We start from the raw sequence: 17,917 nt of genomic DNA, 5'->3' as shown, positions 1-17,917 counted from the left end.
GGTTATTTCACTCCCAGATGGTCAAGGGTTGCGGTGGTTGTGGCAATCACATCCGACCCCATAAAAATGAAATCATCAATACCAGCCGCCTCAAAGGCAGCGCGGTTATCGCCGGGATGCCCGGCAAGGTAAATTTTGCTGGCCCCGGCAGCTTTCAGGGCCTTTGCCATTTCGGCGGCATGTTCGGCATATTGCGTGTCTGATCCGCAAATGATGGCGATTTTCGCCCCGCTTTCGCCAAAGGCATTGGCGGCATCATGGCCGGTGGCAAAGCCGTTATTGGCAATTGCCTCAATGCCGCCTGCGCCAAAGAAATTGCGGGAAAAGGATGCTCGTGCCGTATGTTCGGCAACGCGGCCAATGTTGCACAGGAAAATTTGTGGTGCTTTGCCGGTTTCCTGCTGATGGGCGGATGCACGCCTGCGGTTGCCTTCAAAGGATTCAGAAAGGCGATGCTGGGCCAGCGGGGTAATGCGGGTTGGCGTTGCATCACCATAAAGGGCGGCAAAAAGCTGTGCGATATTTGCCCCTTTTGTTGCAGCGGTAACCAGATCGGCAAAACCATGGCCAATGGCACCTGTCGCCGGGGTGGGGCGTGATGCGGCGGTTGCGCGCAGGGCGGCAATATCGGGCATCTCGCAGGTCACGGCGGCTTCCTCGATATTGGGGAATTCCGAAACACCGGTTAACGGGTCGCGCCGGGTGGCAAGGCGGTTTTCGCGTTTTTGCCACAGATCGGCGATTTCGCGCGCCAGGCTGCCATTTTCAACCGCATTGGTAATGCCGCCATTACCTTCAATTTCCTGGAATTTCTGCCAGGCATTTTGCGCCAGATCGCGGGTCAGGTTTTCAATAAACCAGGAACCCCCTGCCGGGTCGATCACGCGGTGGACATTGCTTTCTTCCTGCAAAATCAGTTGCGTGTTGCGTGCAATGCGGCGTGAAAAGCTGTCTGGCAGGCCAATGGCATGGTCATAGGGCAGGCACACGACACTATCGGCCCCGCCCAGCCCGGCGGCAAAGCTGGTGACTGTTGTGCGCAGCATATTCACCCACGGATCCACCTTGGTCATGATCTGGTCGGCTGAAATGGCGGTGATGGTGACCGGGCCGTTTTCAAGGCCCGATGCCTGTAAAATGCGCCGCCACATCAGGCGCAGGGCACGCAGCTTGGCAATACCGGCAAAAAAATCGGTGCCAATGGCGGTGGTGAAGGTAATGTTCGCCGCAGCCCTGGTGCCGTCCATGCCTGCCGCCACAAGCGCACGGAAATAGGCAAGGCCGGTTGCCAGCGCAATGGCAAGCTCCATGCTGTCGGTCGCCCCGGCATTGAACCAGCAGGTGCTGTTGACATTAACCGCCGTGGCATTGGGGAATTTCGCGGCAATGCTTTGCGCAAAGGATGCCGTTTGTTCCAGCGCATCCTCGATATTGGTGGGGCAGTACCCTTCGCTTGCCAATGTACCAATCGGGTCCAGGTTAAAGGCCGGGGCGGCATCGGCAGCATTGTCTTCATGGCCCATGCGCGCAGCCAGCAAAGCAGCAAAGGGGATAGCCGCCGCCCCGCCATCAAGGGCAACGGGGGCAAGGTTGGTGTAAACACCATTTAGCGCGCTGTTGAGATCATCAAGGTTATAAATCATGACGCCGCCCAGCCCGGCATCATCGCCGCTGGGGCCGTTGCCAAACCGGGCTGCATGGTCAAGGCGCAGCAACACCGATGTTACACCATTTTCAAGGTCCTCAAGAATGGCGTCATTAACGGTTTTGGGGGAAGGATGGGCATGAAGCTGGCGAATATCCCAGCCGGTTGCGCCGCTATCATCGCCTGCGGGCAATTGTTTGCTGGTGGCAACCAGGCCGTCATGGATCTGTGCGGTGGCACCATCAAGATCATCGGCTGTGTAAATGGGCTGAACATCAAAACCGTCGCGCAGATGCGTTACCAGTTTTTTGTCAAACGGCGCGCCATTAAGGGCGGCTTCGGCCAGTTTGCGCCAGGCCGCGTAATCGGCAGGCGGAAATTCAGATGCCAGTTTCAAGCTCTGATCGGTCATGGTTGCTCCCGGTCGCGGTCGATACGAAGCACCGGTAAAAGGTCTGGTGCGGTGCCATGGGTCCCCGTCGCCCGGTACACCCCGCCCGGCCAGCTAGAGAGCGAAACAATCCCGGTAATCTGACTTGTTCCATAGTGGAGAAAGACCCTGTTTTCGGCCTGACGTTACGGAACCAACAGTTGCGGGGGCAGTTCCGGCTTTGGCTGATGCCGCACCGAATTCCCGGAAAAGGTTTCATGTCGCCTTGCTGCGACGGCCCTGTTTATAGCACCCTCCCCCAATTCAGTAAATAGGCATGGAAATACCTATTTATTCGGATGGTGCTGTGCGAAATTGCGATGGAAAGCAAAAAAATCATGTGATTTCAGGGCGAAAGACACGGTGTGTTGGCAATGTATTGCCCCAATTCGCGGCGGATGCGGGCAACCACGGCGTCAGACTTTGGTGTTATTCATCCTTGCCCGTTACAAATGCCGGTTGCGAATGGCAATGATGCTGGCGATTGCGGCAAGGGCGATTCCCGCATAGGCGACATATTGCCAGCCTGCCTGGTCCAGCATCGGTGCCAGGCCGGAACATATCGCCCCGCCCAGAAAAAATATTGCAATATAAAGGCCGTTCATGCGGCTGCGGGCCGCTTGGTTCAGGCCCAAAATTACCCGCTGGGTGCTGACATGGGAAAACTGCACACCAGCATCAATGATAATGGCGGCAACCAGCCAGGCCGCAAGGCTGGGCAGCAGCGTTAAAATGAAACCAAAACAAACCAGAATGGCCCCGGCAATACGCATCGTCGTTGTGTGGCCCCGGTCCCCGGCATGGCCGGCAATTGGCGCGCCAATGGCACCACCCGCGCCAGCAAGGGCAAACAGGGCAATGCCGGTTTGCCCCAAATTAAAGTCGCTTCCCAATGCCAGGGGTGCCGCCGTCCAGAACAGGCTGAACCCGCCAAAAAGGCAGGCCTGTGCCATGGCAAGACGTCGAAGCGGCGGATGGTTTTTAAGAAGGGCGGGTTGTGATGCCACCAGCCTGCCGTAGGGTAATGTGCCGTCGGGCATATGGCGGGGCAGGGCAAGGCGCAAAACCACAATGAACAGGGCAAGAAACAGGGCATCGGCAATATAGATGTCGCGCCAGGAAAAACGGGTGCTGATCAGGCTGGCGGCAGGCCGGGCGATCATGGCACCCGTCAGGATACCGCTGGTAATGGTGCCAACGACCCGCCCGCGCAAATGCGGGGCACAAAGATGCGATGCCATGGCAATGATGATCTGCACACCCGTTGTCATCATGCCAACCAGCAATGCCGCCACAAGCAGCATGGCGGCATTGCCTGCCATTCCCATCGTCAGCAGGCCCAATACCAGAACGGCAAGAATAATGCAGACAAGTCGCCTGTTTTCTACTCGGTCACCCAGTGGCGCAATTAAAACCAACCCCAGACAGAAGCCCAACTGCACCAGCATGATAATGCTGCCCGCATTGCTTGGTGGCAGGCCGATATCACCCGCAATGATGCCCAAAATCGGCTGGGCGAAATATCCGCTGCCCGCAATCAATGTGCATCCTGCCGCCAGCAGCAGCGTTAGCGATTTTGGCAGGGTATAACCGGTTTCCTGAATGGCATCGGCGTTGTCATTTACGGGGCTGGCGGTGTTTGTGGGCGGTGCGACCGAGATTGATGATGTTCTGTCATGTGACTTCATGGGGCGTCCATTATTTGAAATGGGTCGGGGCTGGGGCTGGGGCTGATACGGGGATGTTGATATGCAGTGACGGATGATCGGACAGACCCGGCATGTCGTTACGCCATAATGTCAGCCAGCCCGTCCGCCCGGCCGGAGTGATCGGGCCGGGCGGTGATGTGGGGTGGTGATGCCGGGGGGGGCAAAGGTGCTGGGCTGTTAGGGTCGGACGCCAGCGCGATCAGCCTGCGCGGCGGATCAGTTCGGGTAGCACATCGGCAAAGCGGGTCGTGCCTTTCAGACGGCTGCTGGCATTGCCTTCAAATTCGATCCAGCCTTCGTTAAAGCCATCGAGCATCTGCATGCGGGGTTCGGGGTTGTTCATGCCCTGGGCGCGAAACATGCTTTCCCACTGATCCCGCGGCATGATTTCGGCGGTTACGGGTTTGCCAAGGGCTTTGGCAAAGTCGGCGGTGATCTGGTTGGGGGTAATGCGTTCGGGGCCTTCCAGTTCGATGATTTTGGTGGGGCTTTCAGCCTGGGTCAGCAATTTGGCAGCCAGTTGGGCGATGTCGCGGGTGGCAACCATGGGAACGGGTTTATCAAGCGGTTGCAGGTAAGACGGGATGACGCCGGTTTCCCGCGCAGGCAGCACATCCCACAGGGAATTTTCCATAAACCATGCGGCACGCAAAAAGCTGACCGGCAGGTTCAGCGCCCCCAGTTCCTTTTCCATCAGGCCCAGTTGGCCCAAAAGGTTGGGCTGGCTTGCCTGTGCGCCAATTGTTGACAGGCAAATGATACGGGCCGGTTTTGCCTGCGTTAACGCCTGGCAAAAACTGCGAATAATCGCCCTGCTTTCGCGAAAATCGGCTGATGGGTCAAAATTGGGTGGCAGCAGCAAAAACACGCCTTCTGCGCCCTGAAAGGCCTCTGCAAGGGCCTGTGCGTCCCCGACATCGGCAAGGGCAACGTCGCATCCCTTATTGGCCCATTCCTGGCCTTTTTCCGCGTTGCGTACGACGGCGCGCACCTTGTGGCCCTGTGTCAGAAGCGTGGTGGCAAGGCTGCTTCCGACCTGCCCGGTAATTCCGGTGATGACGTACATTTTATCCTCCTTTGACGAAAAAATCGGTGTTCGGGCAGGAATATGTCGCCTTGCATTTCATTTCGCGATATCATGAATGTCATATTAAAAATGACAAAAAATCATTAAATGGCATTTGACGAACGCATGTTGAACGGAATGGGGGTCTTATCGGCGATTGTCGATACGGGCTCCTTCGTGCGTGCGGGCGATATGCTGAACATGTCGCAATCGGGCATCAGCCGGGCGATGGCGCGCCTTGAAACACGGCTGGGAATTCGTCTGCTGGATCGAACAACGCGGTCCGTAACCCTGACAGATGAAGGCCGCCGGTTTTACGAACAGGTCATGCCCCTGTTAGCAGGGCTGGAGGATGCAGCGGCCTCGGTATCGGGGGCAGCACACCGGGTACGCGGGCGGCTTAGGGTTAATATTGACCCTTATTTTTCGCGTCTGGTTTTGGGGCCGCGCCTCGGCGAGTTTCTGGATGCCCACCCTGATCTGGAGCTGGAGCTGATCACGCGCGACAGTTTGGGCGATCTGGTGGGGGACGGGTTTGATCTGGCCATTCGCTTTGGTGAATTGCAGCCATCCGCGCTGATTACGCGCAAACTGTTTGATACCCGCATTTTAACGGTTGCGGCACCGTCCTATCTGGCGCGGCATGGCACGCCGACCCATCCGTCACAACTGGCAAGTGACGGGCATGTCTGTATCCATTTTCGCGATTCGGCAACGGGCCGGCCGTTTGACTGGGAATTCCATAAAAATGGCGAGGTGTTAAACGTGCCGGTAAAGGGGCGTTTGCTGCTGAATGACGCAGGAACCCTATATAGCACCTGCATCGCGGGCTACGGCATTGCCCAGGTGATGGAAATCGGCTCGCGGCATTTTATGCGTGACGACGCGTTAACAGAATTGTTCCCGGACTGGGGCGAAGAAATTTTCCCCGCCCATGTTTATCACCCTTCGCGCCACCATCCACCGGCCAAAACCCGAGCATTTCTGGCCTTTGTGGCATCGTTGCGCGAAGAAGCCGTTTAATTGCGGCAAAATTTCGACATTTAACCAATTCGACATTTTCAGCCTCTATGGTCGGGATGTCCTGAAATTCGGAGAGAAGCCATTCATGAACGCGCTAAGCGCCGTGCCGCCCTATCCCAACCTGTCGGGTCTGGTGGCCTTTGCAGACGATAGCCCCAGCGCCAAAGCTGCGCTTGAAACGGTGTTGCGCCGTGCGGGCTATGCGGTTGCAGGATTTGATTGCGCCGATGATCTGATCGATTCTCTTGATGGCATGGCGCCCCGTGCCATTATTCTGGATCTGGAAATGCCGGGCATGAGCGGCTTTGAAGCCTTTTGTGAAATCCGTCGCCGGTTTCCCAGCTCCAATGACGTGCCTGTACTGTTTTTCTCTGCCCATTTCGACGCCGATACACGCGCCCAGGCCGAAGCCCTTGGTGCAGCTGATTTTATCAGCAAGGATTCAAGCCCGATGGTGGTGATCGCACAGCTTAACCGCGTGCTTGAAAACGTCACCAGCCACTAGGTTTTATCATCACATTCCATTTTAAAATCAGCAGGGCCGGGTTTGCTCTGGCAGGTCGTTTTTTGGGCCGGTCAGGGCAAAATAAAACCCGCCGGTCGCGATGCGACCGACGGGCAAGCTCCCTTGTCCAGGCACCTGGTTTTTAATTGGTGCCATCGAAGGCGTATCCTTCGTTACCGAAGTGATACACGCGGTCTGATGCCAAAACCCCCGAAGGTGGGATCACCGGAAGGGCGGCCAGACGCGCATAGAGACCTTCAAAATCCTGCGACGTGGCCTCGAAAAGCTGTTCGTAGCTTTCAAGGACGAAGTAGGTTTTTTGAAAATCGTCGATCTTGTAGTCTGTTCGCATCACTCGTTCCAGTGCAAATCCGATCCGATTTGGTTTTGGATTGCTAAGGCAATACAAAGTCTCGCTTTTTGATGACAACATTCCTGCGCCATAGGCGCGCAGACCATCTGTAGTTTTGATCAGGCCAAATTCGACCATATACCAGTAAAGCCGGGCCAACTGTTTCAGGGCACCATGGCGAATGGCTTCTGGCCCCTTGGCGCCATAGGCCGCCAGATAATCGGCAAAGACCGGGTCAAACAGCATGGGCACATGGCCGAAAAAATCGTGGAAAATATCGGGTTCAACCAGATAGTCGATTTCTTCGGGTTTGCGCAGCCACACCGTGACCGGAAAACGCCGGTTGGCAAGATGGTCAAAAAACGCGTCGTCAGGCACCAGGCCTGGCACAGCCACCAGTCGCCAGCCCGTGGCGGCAAAAAGCTGTTCGCTGATTTTATCAAAGCGCGGAATGGCATTTGCCGCATCCATGCGCGCCAGATTGGCAATAAAATCATCCGCCGCTTTGCCTGGCAAAATCGCGCTTTGGCGCTGATAAAGCTCCTGCCACAGGGCATGTTCGGCGTCGCTGTATTTTTCCCATTCCTGATCGACGGTGTAATCGTCATGCACATGGCTGTAATCGCCACGCAAATTCGGGGCAGGCGGCTGGTGCGCGCTTTGGGCGGCGTTGCTGCCTGCCTGGCTAAAGGAAGGGTCTTCGCTGGTGGCGGCTGGCTTCTCGGCCTGAAACTTGTTCATGACGTCCTCGCTGACTGGTTTGTACCCGGCATTCTGTGGCCGGTTTTTGCTGTTTGTAGATGTTCTATTTTACAGCAAAATTGGCGTCATTTCCCGGCGAACTGGGTGCGTTTTGGTGCTTGATATGTCATCATGTGACGTATGAATTGCAAAATGGGGTGAAAAATGACCGAAATTTCATTGTCGGCTACCGATGTTAAGATCCTTAATGCCCTGCAAAAGGATGCCGGTATCAGCAATGTCGCACTGGCTGAAATTGTTGGTATGTCACCCTCTCCCTGTCTGCGCCGGGTCAAACAGCTGGAAGCAGCCGGGCTTATTCGCAAAACGGTTGCCCTGCTGGATCGTAAGAAAATGGGTTTGGGTGTGCTGGCAACGGTGCAGGTTCGCCTGCAGCATCATACCGAAGCCGGGGCCGAGGATTTTGCCCGCGCCATGAACGATCTGCCTGAAATCCTGTCCTGCTGGGCGATGACCGGGCGGCAGGACTTTTTGTTAATGGCTCTGGCCCCGGATATTGAAAGCTTTGGAGATTTTGTAACCCACAAGCTGCTGTCCATGCCCAATGTGCGCGATGTGCAATCCAGCCTGGTGCTGAAGGAATATAAAAATGAAACCGCGATCCCCGTGATCGCCCCGCGGATTTGATGCCAGGGTTTTAGGGATGTGCCGTTGCTGGTAACCGACAAGCAACGGCCGGGCAGGGGCGCATTTGCTCCTGTCCGGCCTGTTTTGGTCTTGGCTTTTGCGTGCGAAGGCATGATCGCACCTGATGCCACCATTATTGTGTGGCGGCCTGTTGCGTGATTTGAAAAAACGGGTCGCAGCAGGTGCCTTCCGGCGTGCAGCCATAGGCCGGGGTGTCATCGGGTTTGAAATCGGCTTGTTTCCACTGTTTGTAATGGGCCGGGGTGAAATAGACCTTGTTATTGATGTAATCATAAACGATGCGGCCATCAGCGGCGGCAAAGCTGTATTGATTATCCCACTGGTCTTCCATTTGTGTGAATTCGACATATCCGGTCAGCGGGATTGTATCCTGACCGACCTTCGCAAAGCGTGCCGCGTAATAATTCCAGCGCTGGCTGTTGGTCATGCCGGGGGTGGCATTCAGTGTATTCATCACTTCGGCCCGGTTTTGGGTTTTCAAAACTTCGGTCATGTGCAGTTCGTTGTTAAAGCCCGATGTATCGAGAACAGGCAGATGATCCAACGCATTGCCATGCGGTGAACGTGCCGCATCCTGCCAGAATTCGGGGTCCAGAATGAACGGGCCGTCAATATCTGCTGGCGGATAAAAATGCCCGGCTTCCATGGTGGATAAATCGTAAGCCAGCAGCGACTTTGCCATTTGTTGCAGGCCATTGGTCAATACGGCGCGGTTAACGTCCACACTGGGAATAACCAGGCCAGAATCGGTGTTGGTTGATACGGCCTGAATATCGGCAGGTAGCGCATCCCACTGATTGCATTGATTAACCGGCCACTGCGCACCCTGCCCGACAGGGGCGCGACCCGACCAAAGCTGCGCGATGGCATCCTGCGGGTCCAGCCATTTGTCTTCGGCCAGGGCGGGGTATGCAAACCCCTGCAGCATAAAAATGCCACCCAGGGCAAGTAGCGTCCGTCTCATTTCTGGAAACTCCCGTTATGATTGAAATATCTTGTTCAATTTTTCTTATCGGGTGTTTCTGGCGTTGCCTTAACGGGTGTCGTGCCCCTGTTAAATTATTGTGTTGGGGCAGGGTGCTTCGGGTATGCGGCATGCGGTAATTTTGCTGCGCTGCGCAAGATGAAGTCTCCTTGCCAGCGGCGGGTGATTTCAGGCATAGCTGAATGCAGGCTGTTTCCTTTCATCATTACCATCAACCAACATCGCGATATTTGTGGAGCCCCCATGTCCAGCATTGCCAACCCCATTCTTGCCGAAGCAACCCGTGGCACGATGGTCGAAAGTTTTCATCGCGGCCGTTATGTGGTGATGAAGGCCGATGGCACTGTGGTCGAACAGGGGGGTGATATTGATGCGCTGATGTATCCGCGTTCTGCCATCAAGCCGCTTTTGGCCATTCCGCTGGTGGAAACCGGGGCTGCCGATGCCTTTGCACTGGAAGACCAGCATATCGCGCTAGCCTGTTCGTCCCATAACGGCGAGGAACGCCATGCCCATACGGTAACCGCCTGGTTGGAAAAGCTGGGGCTGTCGGTTGATACGCTGGAATGTGCGCCGCATTATTCGCTGCGCCTGGCATCGGCCATTGAGCAGGCCGTGGACCATGTGCAACTGACCAAGGCGCATAATAACTGTTCAGGCAAGCATTCCGGCTTTTTGACAACGGCGGTGCATCTTGGCGAAGACCCGGCAGGCTATATCGAGGAATCCCACCCGGTACAGCAGCGCCTTATTCGCGTGCTTGAAGAAATGGGGGATTGCGATTTATCGGCAACCCCGCGCGGTATTGATGGCTGCGGTATTCCGGTTATCGGCATGCGCCTGCGCGATCTGGGCCTGGCAATGGCCCGCATGGCAGATCCGGCAGGGCTTTCTGATGCCCGTAAAGCAGCCGTGGAGCGGGTTCGCAAGGGTTGTGCCGCTGATCCGTTTATGGTGGCTGGCACGGGCCGTTTCTGTACCAAAATTATGGAAGTCTGCGGTGAAGATGCCCTGATCAAGGTGGGTGCGGAAGGCGTTTATTGCGCAGCATTCCCCAAACAGGGGCTGGGTGTTGCCCTTAAAATCGATGATGGTGCACAGCGCGGGGCGGAGGTTGCCATGGGTGCCCTGTTGCGCCGTCATAGCGTGATCGACGATGCCAGGGCCGAGATTTTAAAAGATAGCCTGACCCCGGTTCTGACCAACTGGGCGGGCAAATATGCCGGTGATTTGCGTCCGGCCTTTTAACGGCCGGGGGGGGGGCTGCGGCTTGCCATCAATTGGTAATTATCAACGGCGCAGGCGCATCTTGCGGCCAGCAAACGTGCATGTGCTGACGGCCAGCCGTCATTGGTGGCGTAATCTGTGCTATAAGGCCGGGTCTTTGTTGGGACGGGGCAGGTGATGTCCGTGCTGCTTTATGTGGCGGCTGCCATTGCCGAAATTGGTGGCTGTTTTGCCTTCTGGTCGTGGTTGCGGGCCGGAAAATCGGCGCTATGGCTGGTGCCAGGGCTTTTGGCGCTGGTGGTTTTTGCCGTGTTGCTGACCCGTGTTGACAGTGCCTTTGCCGGGCGGGCCTATGCGGCCTATGGCGGCATTTATATTGCCGCCTCTCTTGGCTGGTTATGGCTGGTCGAAGGCATGCGCCCGGACCGCTGGGATATGGCCGGGGCCAGCCTGTGCCTTGTCGGGGCGATGGTTATTCTGTTCGCCCCGCGATAACGCAACAGCTTGATAGCGGCAATAGGCCCGATGGCCGAAGCTGCCGCTATTTCGTCCGCCAACCAGTTATTTTTTGTCTGCCGGGGTGGCTTTGGTGCCGCTGCGGTCGTCACCCGGCAGCAGGACATGGAAGGTAGTGCCTTTGCCCATCTGTGTTTCAAACCAGATCCGCCCGCCATGTTTTACCTGCACGATATCGTGGGTAATCGACAGGCCCTGTCCCGTGCCCTTGCCGACTTCCTTGGTCGTGAAAAACGGATTGAAGATTTTTGATCGGTTTTCCTTGGCGATGCCGGTGCCATTGTCGCTGATGCTGACCAGGATCTGGTCATCAATGGCGGTGGTTTTCACGTGAATATGCCCTTCCTCAACGCTTCGGCCCGACATTTCAATCGCCTGGGCCGCATTGACGATCAGGTTCAGGAACACCTGGTTGATTTCGTTCACAAAACACGGAATGTGCGGCAGTTCGGGGTCAAGTTCTTCGGTTAGTTCGGCGCTGTGTTTCCATTCATTGCGTGAAATGACAATCACGTTGGAAAGGATACGGTTAATATCGGTTGCCGTTTTTTCGCTGCTGCCGGGATGGGAAAATTCCTTCATCGACAGTACGATCCGCGCTACCTGGTTAATGCCATCAAGCGATTGCTGGGTGGCATGGGGAATTTCATCAAGCAGGAATTCAAGGTCGGCATCGCGCATCTGTTTGGAAAACTCGCGAAAGGTGCCTTCGGGCAGGGAGTCACGATGCTTCCACAGGGTGTTGAGGGCGGAACCCAACAGGCGCGATAGCGAGCCATAACCATCATTCAGGAATTTCAGGTTATCGCGGATATATTGGCTGGGCGTGTTGATTTCGTGCGCAATACCGCCCGCAAGATGGCCGATAGCCTCCAGTTTCAGGGCTTCGCGCAATTCGCCTTCCAGCTTCTTTTGTGATTCTTCGGCCTGTTTGCGCCGGGTAATATCGCGAAAGATATAGAGAAAGCTGTTTTCACCCATGAAATGGGCCGGGCTGACAATGATTTCCATGGGGAAACTGTCGCCATCGCGGCGCTGGCCCATGGTTTCGGTATAGTCATAGCGCAAAATGCCGCTGCTGATATTGATGCAGCGGTTCAGCAATTTGTGGCGCACGGTGTTTTTGCGGTCGATAAACATTTCTTCCGCGCCAGAATCCACCAGGTCATCATGCTGGGCGCGCAACAAAACACAGGCCGATTTATTGCAATCCTGCACACGACCCACGCCATCGACAATCAGGATGCCTTCAACAACACTGTCCAGAATCGTCTGAAGCCGCTGGGCGGATTCCCGCTGGCGTTTTTTCTGTGCCTCGATCAGCAGTTCGACGCGGGCAGAAATTTCATCGGGCAGGCCCAGTTCGCGCACGGCAGCGATCAGGTCAAAATCGGCCTTGTCGCTGGACGATAAAATGTCTTTCGGCTCGGCGGGCGCATCAAGGACGCTTTCGGGTGTCACGGCAGAAGCAGTCATATGTGTCAGGCCTTTGGTTCATGCGCGTGCGGGGCAGGGTCGGTATGGGGCTGTGTGCCTTCAATCCCGGCATGTTCGGTTTCACGCGCCTCGCGGGCTTTAGAAACATCGGTTCCCCGGCGAAGCGTGCGCCCACCCCGGCGTACTTCAATCGGTTCGCGGAACTTGTGAAGCCGTTCAAATATTCTAAGGCGCTGTAGCTGTACTTCGGAAATGAAATTTCCATGCGTCAGCAAAATCCGGTCTTCCTGGGTTTCCAGATCGGTCAGCAGGTAATCACCGACCCGCAATTCCTTTAGGGTGATGGTCAGTTCCTGCCCGTCGGGATAGATGGTTTCATCATAAACCGTATCGACCACAGCAAGCAGCGAGCGCAACTGTGTCAGCAAATCCAGGTCATAACGGTTTTTATGATAAAGCAGTTCGTCGAAATTATGGGTGACAAGGGTATCGCCACGTGCACGCTCGGCAAGCGCGTTTAAAATACGCAAAACCCTTGCCCCCAACGGGATTTCAACACCCGTTGGTCCCTTTTCAGGGAAGCCGGTGCCATCAAAATTGCGGTTCTGCATGCCGACAATTTCTGCAACATGTTCAAGGCGCGGGATATTGGCAATCAGTTTGGCGGCGACCTCAGGCGTGCGTTTGACGATATCGCGTTCCAGCGGTTGCAGGGGCTTGTCACCTGACATACGGCTAAGCAGATCGGGCGGTAGTGAAACCATGCCAATCGGGCACAGAAGGGCGGCAAGGCCCAGTTCCCAGGGCTGCGGATATTCAATCGCTGCGGCGATCTGGTCACACCATTGTTTGACGCGCATTGCACGGCCAAAAATGGTGGGGTTCAATTGCGCCAGCACATCGGTCAAAACCTTGATGCTGCCAGCCAGGGACTGTTCGATCAGGTTGCGTTCGGCCGTGATCAATTGATACTGGCGCAGGGCGGCGCGAATGCCGCTTTCAAGCATGGCATCGTCACAGGGCTTGTTGAAAAAACGGAAAATACTGCCCCGGTTGATCGCCTCGATCGCGGTGGCCTGGTCGGCATTGCCTGTCAGCATGATGCCAACCGTTTCCGGGTATTTTTTGGAAATGGTTTCCAGCAACTCAACGCCGGTCATGCCGGGCATACGCATATCGGCAATACACACGGCAAAGGGGCCGTCTTCGGCCAGGGTTTTTAAGGCCTGTTCCCCGCCCACCGCAATCGACAGGTTGAATTTGCCGCGCATGGTGCGGCGAACACCGCGCAGCAGGTTTTCATCATCATCAACAAAAAGAACCTTGTCCGTTTCCATCGCACCCTCCTTTTCAGTTACCTGGTCAGGGTTTTGTATTGTTCATTTACCTTGATGGCGATTTCACGCCACATTTCAAGCCTGTCGGTTTTGCCTATTTCGGCCAGATAGGCAGTGTCTATCTGTTCGGCGAAGGGTTTGGCCCGTTTCTGGTTGTTGATATCGCGGCATAAAAGCTGGGCGAAATAAATGGCGGCAAGGGGCGTCATGTTGCGTTCGGGCACGCGCCACGGGCTGTGGTGAAAGGCAACCGCCTGCACCACCGGCCCCGGAAAACCCCATAACCCCAAAAGATAGGCGCCAATTTCCGGATGGGCCGCGCCAAACTGTTCGGTTTCGGCATCAATGATCGATACATCTTCATGTTCGACCCGGGCGACCACATCCTGCATTTCGCTGGTTTTGTTCATCATCAGAACCAGGCTGCCAATATGGCTGAGCATCCCGGCCGATGGCACCATTGCGGCTATCTGTTTACCCAGTCCTTCGGCCTCGGCGATCAGGGCGGCGGTAACGCCGATCTGCTGGCTGCGATGGCACAGAAGTTTCAGGCGCTGGGTAATGTGGCCTGGCCCTGTGAAACTTTGAAACAGGCCAATGAAAAGGGCCAGTGATTTTAACGTATCCATGCCGATCATGCGCACCGCATGTGACACCGAACTGATTTTCTGGGTAATGGCAAAATAGGCCGAATTGGTCAGTTTCAGGACTTCGGCCGTCAGGGCGATATCGGCCGACACAATGGCGGCAATTTTATCATTGCCGGTCATCGGGTCTTCCAGGGCCTGCACCAGGCGCATATAGGTATCGGGCGGTGATGCAATGGCATCAATGCCCGACATCAGCGCGCGCAAGCCCGGGCCCTGCAGCATGTCCTTCATTTCAAGGGCATGTTCGATGGTATCAACCAGAAGGCCTTCATCACAGGGTTTCGCCAGATATTGATGCGCCGGGCCAACGGTGCGCAAAATTGCCTCGTCCTCGGCAAAACCGGAAAGAATGATGCGGGTTGTCGCCGGGTGGGCAATGCGGATCTGTTCAAGCAGGGCCGATCCATCCATGCCGGGCATGCGCATATCGCTGACAACGACATCCATATCGGTGCTGTTGCACATTTCCAGCGCCATCTTGCCACTGGTGGCAAAATGGGTCTTCCAGGCGGGCCGCCGTGCATGCAGCCGGCGGCGCAATCCATTCAGTATGTTTTCGTCGTCATCAACGAATAAGACCTTATTCATTCAATAGCCCTGCTAACCAACGCATCCTGTCCTTTGTTATCTGGGGGTTCGCACCGTTGAAATAAAGGTAAGGACAGGGGAAATACCGTTTTCTGAGTATACGCCACTTTTTCTCTTTATTGGTGTAATTGCTTGGCTTTTTTTGATTTTTAATCGCATTACAGTGTGGCAGAACGCGTATCGGTCTGGCAGGTGGGTAAAAAATTCGCCACGTCAATCACAGGGTTTGCGCGCCAGTTGATCAAATGCTGATGAAAGGACGCCCGTTAACGATGCTTTAACGTTGTCGAATGCTGCGTCTATTGTATAATTTTAGCCGTACAAAAGGGAGTATGACCTGGTCGGGGACATCAAGACAGGCCGGACATTCGGGAACCGATAACAAGAAAAGCCGGTTTGGTTATGTGGGGGGCCTATAGCGGTGATGACGCGCGAAGAGCTATATGAATCCATCCGCCTGCATCAGGCGTTTGTCGCGCGAAAACCGGGGGGCAAGCGTTTGCAGGCGCGTAATGCCAATTTGTCCCGGTTGAAAGTCCGGCGGATCACGCTTGAAAATGCCGTGCTGCCTGGCACCAATTTCATTCAGGCGGTCATGCATGATGTCCGTTTTGATTTTGCCGATCTGTTTGCCAGCAATTTTGTCGAAGCCGATCTTGAAGGGTCGTTTTTCAATCGCGCGGATATGCGCGGTGTGAATATGGCGCGCAGCCGTCTGTGCGACACCGACTTTACCGAGGCCGATTTGCGCGCGGGCTCCATTGTTATTCTTGAAGCCGGGCGTGAACGCCAGATCAGCCGGCGCAGCGATTTAAGTGGCGCGGACCTTTCGGGTGCCAAAATGTGGGGCACCAACCTTGCCAACGCCAACATGTCCAATACCAAGCTTCACAATGTCGATATGAGCGAAGCCAACATGTTTGCCGTCAATCTGGAAGGTGCGGACCTTAGCGGCTGTAAAATGACAGGGGTGAAGCTTAAAAACGCCAATCTGAAAGGGGCGCGCCTTAAATATGCGGACCTGACCGGGGCGGATTTAAGTGGGGTGAACCTGCGCAATGTCGATTTGTCGGAAGTTGATCTTAGCCGTTGTAACACCAATGGCGCGATTGGGTTAAAACGCGGGCCGAAATTGCCGGACCTTATTCAGGAACGCATCGACCAGCATGCCGCCTGGATCAGCAGCGAGGGGCAAAATGGCAGTCCGCTTAACCTGTCGGGCGAGGATTTGGTCGGCATTGATCTTTCAGGCAGCGACCTGACCGGGGCCTGTTTTGACAATTGCAATTTGCGCGATGCCAAATTTATGGATGCAGTGCTGATCCTCGCATCCTTTCGCAATGCCAGCATGGAAGGTGCCAAGCTGACCGGTGCGCATTGTTCGGGTGCGCGCATGATGGGGGCAAAGCTTGACCGGGCCGTGTTGCTGGGCGTGCAGCTTGGCCCGGTGGCGCAGCGTGATGCGTCGGGGGCTGCCACGGGTGATAGCTGGAAAGCCGATATCAGCGACGCCAGCCTGCAGCAATGTGATTTGCGCAATGTGAAATTTACCGAAACCCGGATGCGTAATACCCGGTTTCACGGGGCCAATTTTTCGGGCGCCAGTTTTAAAAATTGCGATACCGAAGGTGCGGATTTTGAGGGTTGCAACCTGCATGCCGCCCTGTTGCCGCCCAAGGACAAATTGCCGGAAAAACCGAAATAAAAACAGCAAAGGCGCCCGCGGGCGCCTTTGTCGTCTTATTGCCAGGCAGCGTTAAATCAGCTGCGGTAATCGGCATTGATGGAAATGTAACCATGCGTCAAATCGCAGGTCCACACCGTCGCGCTGCCATTACCAAAGCCAAGATCAACATCAATTTCGATATACTGGCCTTTGATATGGGCGGTTACCGGGGCTTCGTCAAAATCGGCAACGCGTTCGCCCTTATGGGCCAGCGGAATGCCGCCAATTGAAACTGTGAGCTTGTTGGGGTCGGCCATGACGCCGCATTTGCCAACAGCCATCACGATACGGCCCCAGTTTGCGTCTTCACCGGCAATTGCGGTTTTCACCAGCGGCGAATTGGCAATGGCCTTGGCTGCTGTTTTGGCTTCGCCATCATTCAGGGCCGAGGTGACATTGACGGTGATGAACTTGCTGGCACCTTCGCCGTCACGCACGATCTGGTGGGCCAGATCAACCAGGACGGCTTCCAGCGCGGTTTTAAATGCAGCCAGGTCCGGACCATTGGGATCATCAAATTCGGCATTGCCAGCGGCACCTGTTGCGGCACACAGCAGGGTGTCGGAAGTTGATGTGTCGCTATCAACCGTAATGGCATTGAAGCTGCGGCCATTGCAGTCTGCCAGCATGGCCTGCAGGGTCGCATGCGGGATTTTGGCATCGGTAAACACAAAGGCCAGCATGGTTGCCATGTTCGGCTCGATCATGCCTGAACCCTTGGCGATACCCGCGATTTTAACCGTGGTGCCATCAATTTCGGCACTGGCGGTAGCACCTTTGGCAAAGGTATCGGTTGTCATGATCGCACGGGCCGCATCGCTCCAGGATGCGGTTTCTGCCAGCATGGCGGGCAGGGCATCGGTAATGCGGTCAGCCTTGGCCGGTTCGCCGATTACGCCAGTCGATGCGGTGAAAATTTCGTTTTTCTCGCAGGACAAAAGTTTGCTGGTGGCAGCAACTTCATCAGCGACAAACTGTTCGCCAGCCTTGCCGGTAAAGGCAATGGAATTGCCCGCATTTACCAGAAATGCCCGTGCCTTGCCGCCGCGCAATGCCTCGCGGCCCCAGCGCACCGCAGCCGATGCAGTGGTTGATGTGGTGAAAACGGCGGCAACGGCGCTGCCTTCGGCCAGTTCTGCCAGCAGGACGTCCGGGCGGCCCTTATAACGGATACCAAGGGTCGCGGTATGCAGCTTCACGCCATTGATTGCGGGCAGTTCGGGAAATGCGGCCGGGGCAAGCGGCGAAACGGAATGTGCAGCCATGTGTTTAATGTCCCTTGTCTGGCCGGGGTTACCGGCAATGCGAAAA

At 55.7% G+C, this 17,917-nt stretch carries 15 protein-coding genes; 6 read left to right on the top strand and 9 right to left on the bottom strand.

Annotated features, from left to right (window positions below; translation table 11 throughout):
* Positions 1–2: 2 nt before the first annotated feature.
* The 3 genes from CSC3H3_RS17245 to CSC3H3_RS17235 all read right to left on the bottom strand — a co-directional run bounded on the left by CSC3H3_RS17245 (position 3) and on the right by CSC3H3_RS17235 (position 4,850).
* Entirely contained in the window at positions 3–2,057 is a 2,055-nt protein-coding gene (locus CSC3H3_RS17245; RefSeq protein ID WP_101285628.1) for a methylmalonyl-CoA mutase family protein, read from the bottom strand.
* A gap of 464 nt (positions 2,058–2,521) precedes the next feature.
* Positions 2,522–3,763 (bottom strand): MFS transporter, encoded by a 1,242-nt coding sequence (locus tag CSC3H3_RS17240; RefSeq protein ID WP_101285627.1) that lies wholly within the window; start codon positions 3,761–3,763, stop codon positions 2,522–2,524.
* Positions 3,764–3,983: 220 nt separating this feature from the next.
* The gene (locus CSC3H3_RS17235) at positions 3,984–4,850 is read right to left on the bottom strand and encodes an NmrA family NAD(P)-binding protein (RefSeq protein ID WP_101285626.1); all 867 of its coding nucleotides are present in this window, start codon (positions 4,848–4,850) and stop codon (positions 3,984–3,986) included.
* Positions 4,851–4,958: 108 nt separating this feature from the next.
* Here CSC3H3_RS17235 and CSC3H3_RS17230 point away from each other — a divergent pair, with 108 nt between their 5' ends.
* Complete coding sequence (locus tag CSC3H3_RS17230; RefSeq protein WP_101285625.1) at positions 4,959–5,873, top strand: LysR family transcriptional regulator; 915 nt, start codon at positions 4,959–4,961, stop codon at positions 5,871–5,873.
* An 85-nt stretch (positions 5,874–5,958) separates the two neighbouring features.
* A complete protein-coding gene (locus CSC3H3_RS17225) occupies positions 5,959–6,378 on the top strand; it encodes a response regulator (RefSeq protein ID WP_101266636.1) in 420 nt (139 codons plus the stop codon).
* Between the two features lie 142 nt (positions 6,379–6,520).
* Here the strand turns inward: CSC3H3_RS17225 and phhA are convergent, their stop codons facing one another.
* A complete protein-coding gene (gene phhA, locus CSC3H3_RS17220; protein WP_101285624.1) occupies positions 6,521–7,471 on the bottom strand; it encodes a phenylalanine 4-monooxygenase in 951 nt (316 codons plus the stop codon).
* 165 nt (positions 7,472–7,636) lie between these two features.
* Here phhA and CSC3H3_RS17215 point away from each other — a divergent pair, with 165 nt between their 5' ends.
* Positions 7,637–8,119, top strand: coding sequence for an Lrp/AsnC family transcriptional regulator (locus tag CSC3H3_RS17215; RefSeq protein WP_101285623.1), 483 nt, complete (start codon positions 7,637–7,639; stop codon positions 8,117–8,119).
* Between the two features lie 133 nt (positions 8,120–8,252).
* Here the strand turns inward: CSC3H3_RS17215 and CSC3H3_RS17210 are convergent, their stop codons facing one another.
* Entirely contained in the window at positions 8,253–9,104 is an 852-nt protein-coding gene (locus CSC3H3_RS17210; protein ID WP_101285622.1) for a hypothetical protein, read from the bottom strand.
* A 264-nt stretch (positions 9,105–9,368) separates the two neighbouring features.
* On the opposite strand from CSC3H3_RS17210, the gene CSC3H3_RS17205 reads away from it, so the two are divergent.
* On the top strand, positions 9,369–10,373 hold the full coding sequence (locus tag CSC3H3_RS17205) for an asparaginase (protein WP_101285621.1): 1,005 nt from the start codon (positions 9,369–9,371) through the stop codon (positions 10,371–10,373).
* Positions 10,374–10,529: 156 nt separating this feature from the next.
* Positions 10,530–10,847 carry a YnfA family protein gene (locus CSC3H3_RS17200; protein WP_101266735.1) on the top strand — a complete coding sequence of 106 codons (318 nt, stop codon included), beginning with the start codon at positions 10,530–10,532 and terminating at the stop codon, positions 10,845–10,847.
* Positions 10,848–10,913: 66 nt separating this feature from the next.
* On the opposite strand, the gene CSC3H3_RS17195 is transcribed toward CSC3H3_RS17200, so the two are convergent.
* The 3 genes from CSC3H3_RS17195 to CSC3H3_RS17185 are packed head-to-tail and all read right to left on the bottom strand — an operon-like array spanning position 10,914 to position 14,880.
* Positions 10,914–12,344 (bottom strand): two-component system sensor histidine kinase NtrB, encoded by a 1,431-nt coding sequence (locus CSC3H3_RS17195; protein WP_101285620.1) that lies wholly within the window; start codon positions 12,342–12,344, stop codon positions 10,914–10,916.
* 5 nt (positions 12,345–12,349) lie between these two features.
* Positions 12,350–13,642 carry an HD domain-containing phosphohydrolase gene (locus CSC3H3_RS17190; RefSeq protein WP_101285619.1) on the bottom strand — a complete coding sequence of 431 codons (1,293 nt, stop codon included), beginning with the start codon at positions 13,640–13,642 and terminating at the stop codon, positions 12,350–12,352.
* A 17-nt stretch (positions 13,643–13,659) separates the two neighbouring features.
* Positions 13,660–14,880 carry a response regulator gene (locus CSC3H3_RS17185; protein WP_101285618.1) on the bottom strand — a complete coding sequence of 407 codons (1,221 nt, stop codon included), beginning with the start codon at positions 14,878–14,880 and terminating at the stop codon, positions 13,660–13,662.
* A 424-nt stretch (positions 14,881–15,304) separates the two neighbouring features.
* Between CSC3H3_RS17185 and CSC3H3_RS17180 the strand changes: the two genes are divergently transcribed.
* Positions 15,305–16,585: a pentapeptide repeat-containing protein gene (locus CSC3H3_RS17180; protein WP_101266620.1), complete on the top strand. Its 1,281-nt coding sequence runs from the start codon at positions 15,305–15,307 to the stop codon at positions 16,583–16,585.
* Positions 16,586–16,641: 56 nt separating this feature from the next.
* Here the strand turns inward: CSC3H3_RS17180 and argJ are convergent, their stop codons facing one another.
* Complete coding sequence (gene argJ, locus CSC3H3_RS17175) at positions 16,642–17,871, bottom strand: bifunctional glutamate N-acetyltransferase/amino-acid acetyltransferase ArgJ (RefSeq protein ID WP_101286294.1); 1,230 nt, start codon at positions 17,869–17,871, stop codon at positions 16,642–16,644.
* Between the last annotated feature and the right edge of the window lie 46 nt (positions 17,872–17,917).

Source organism: Thalassospira marina, assembly GCF_002844375.1.
Taxonomy (GTDB): domain Bacteria; phylum Pseudomonadota; class Alphaproteobacteria; order Rhodospirillales; family Thalassospiraceae; genus Thalassospira; species Thalassospira marina.
The sequence above is the reverse complement of the archived record's forward strand: the minus strand, read 5'-3'. Positions and strand labels throughout refer to the sequence as shown.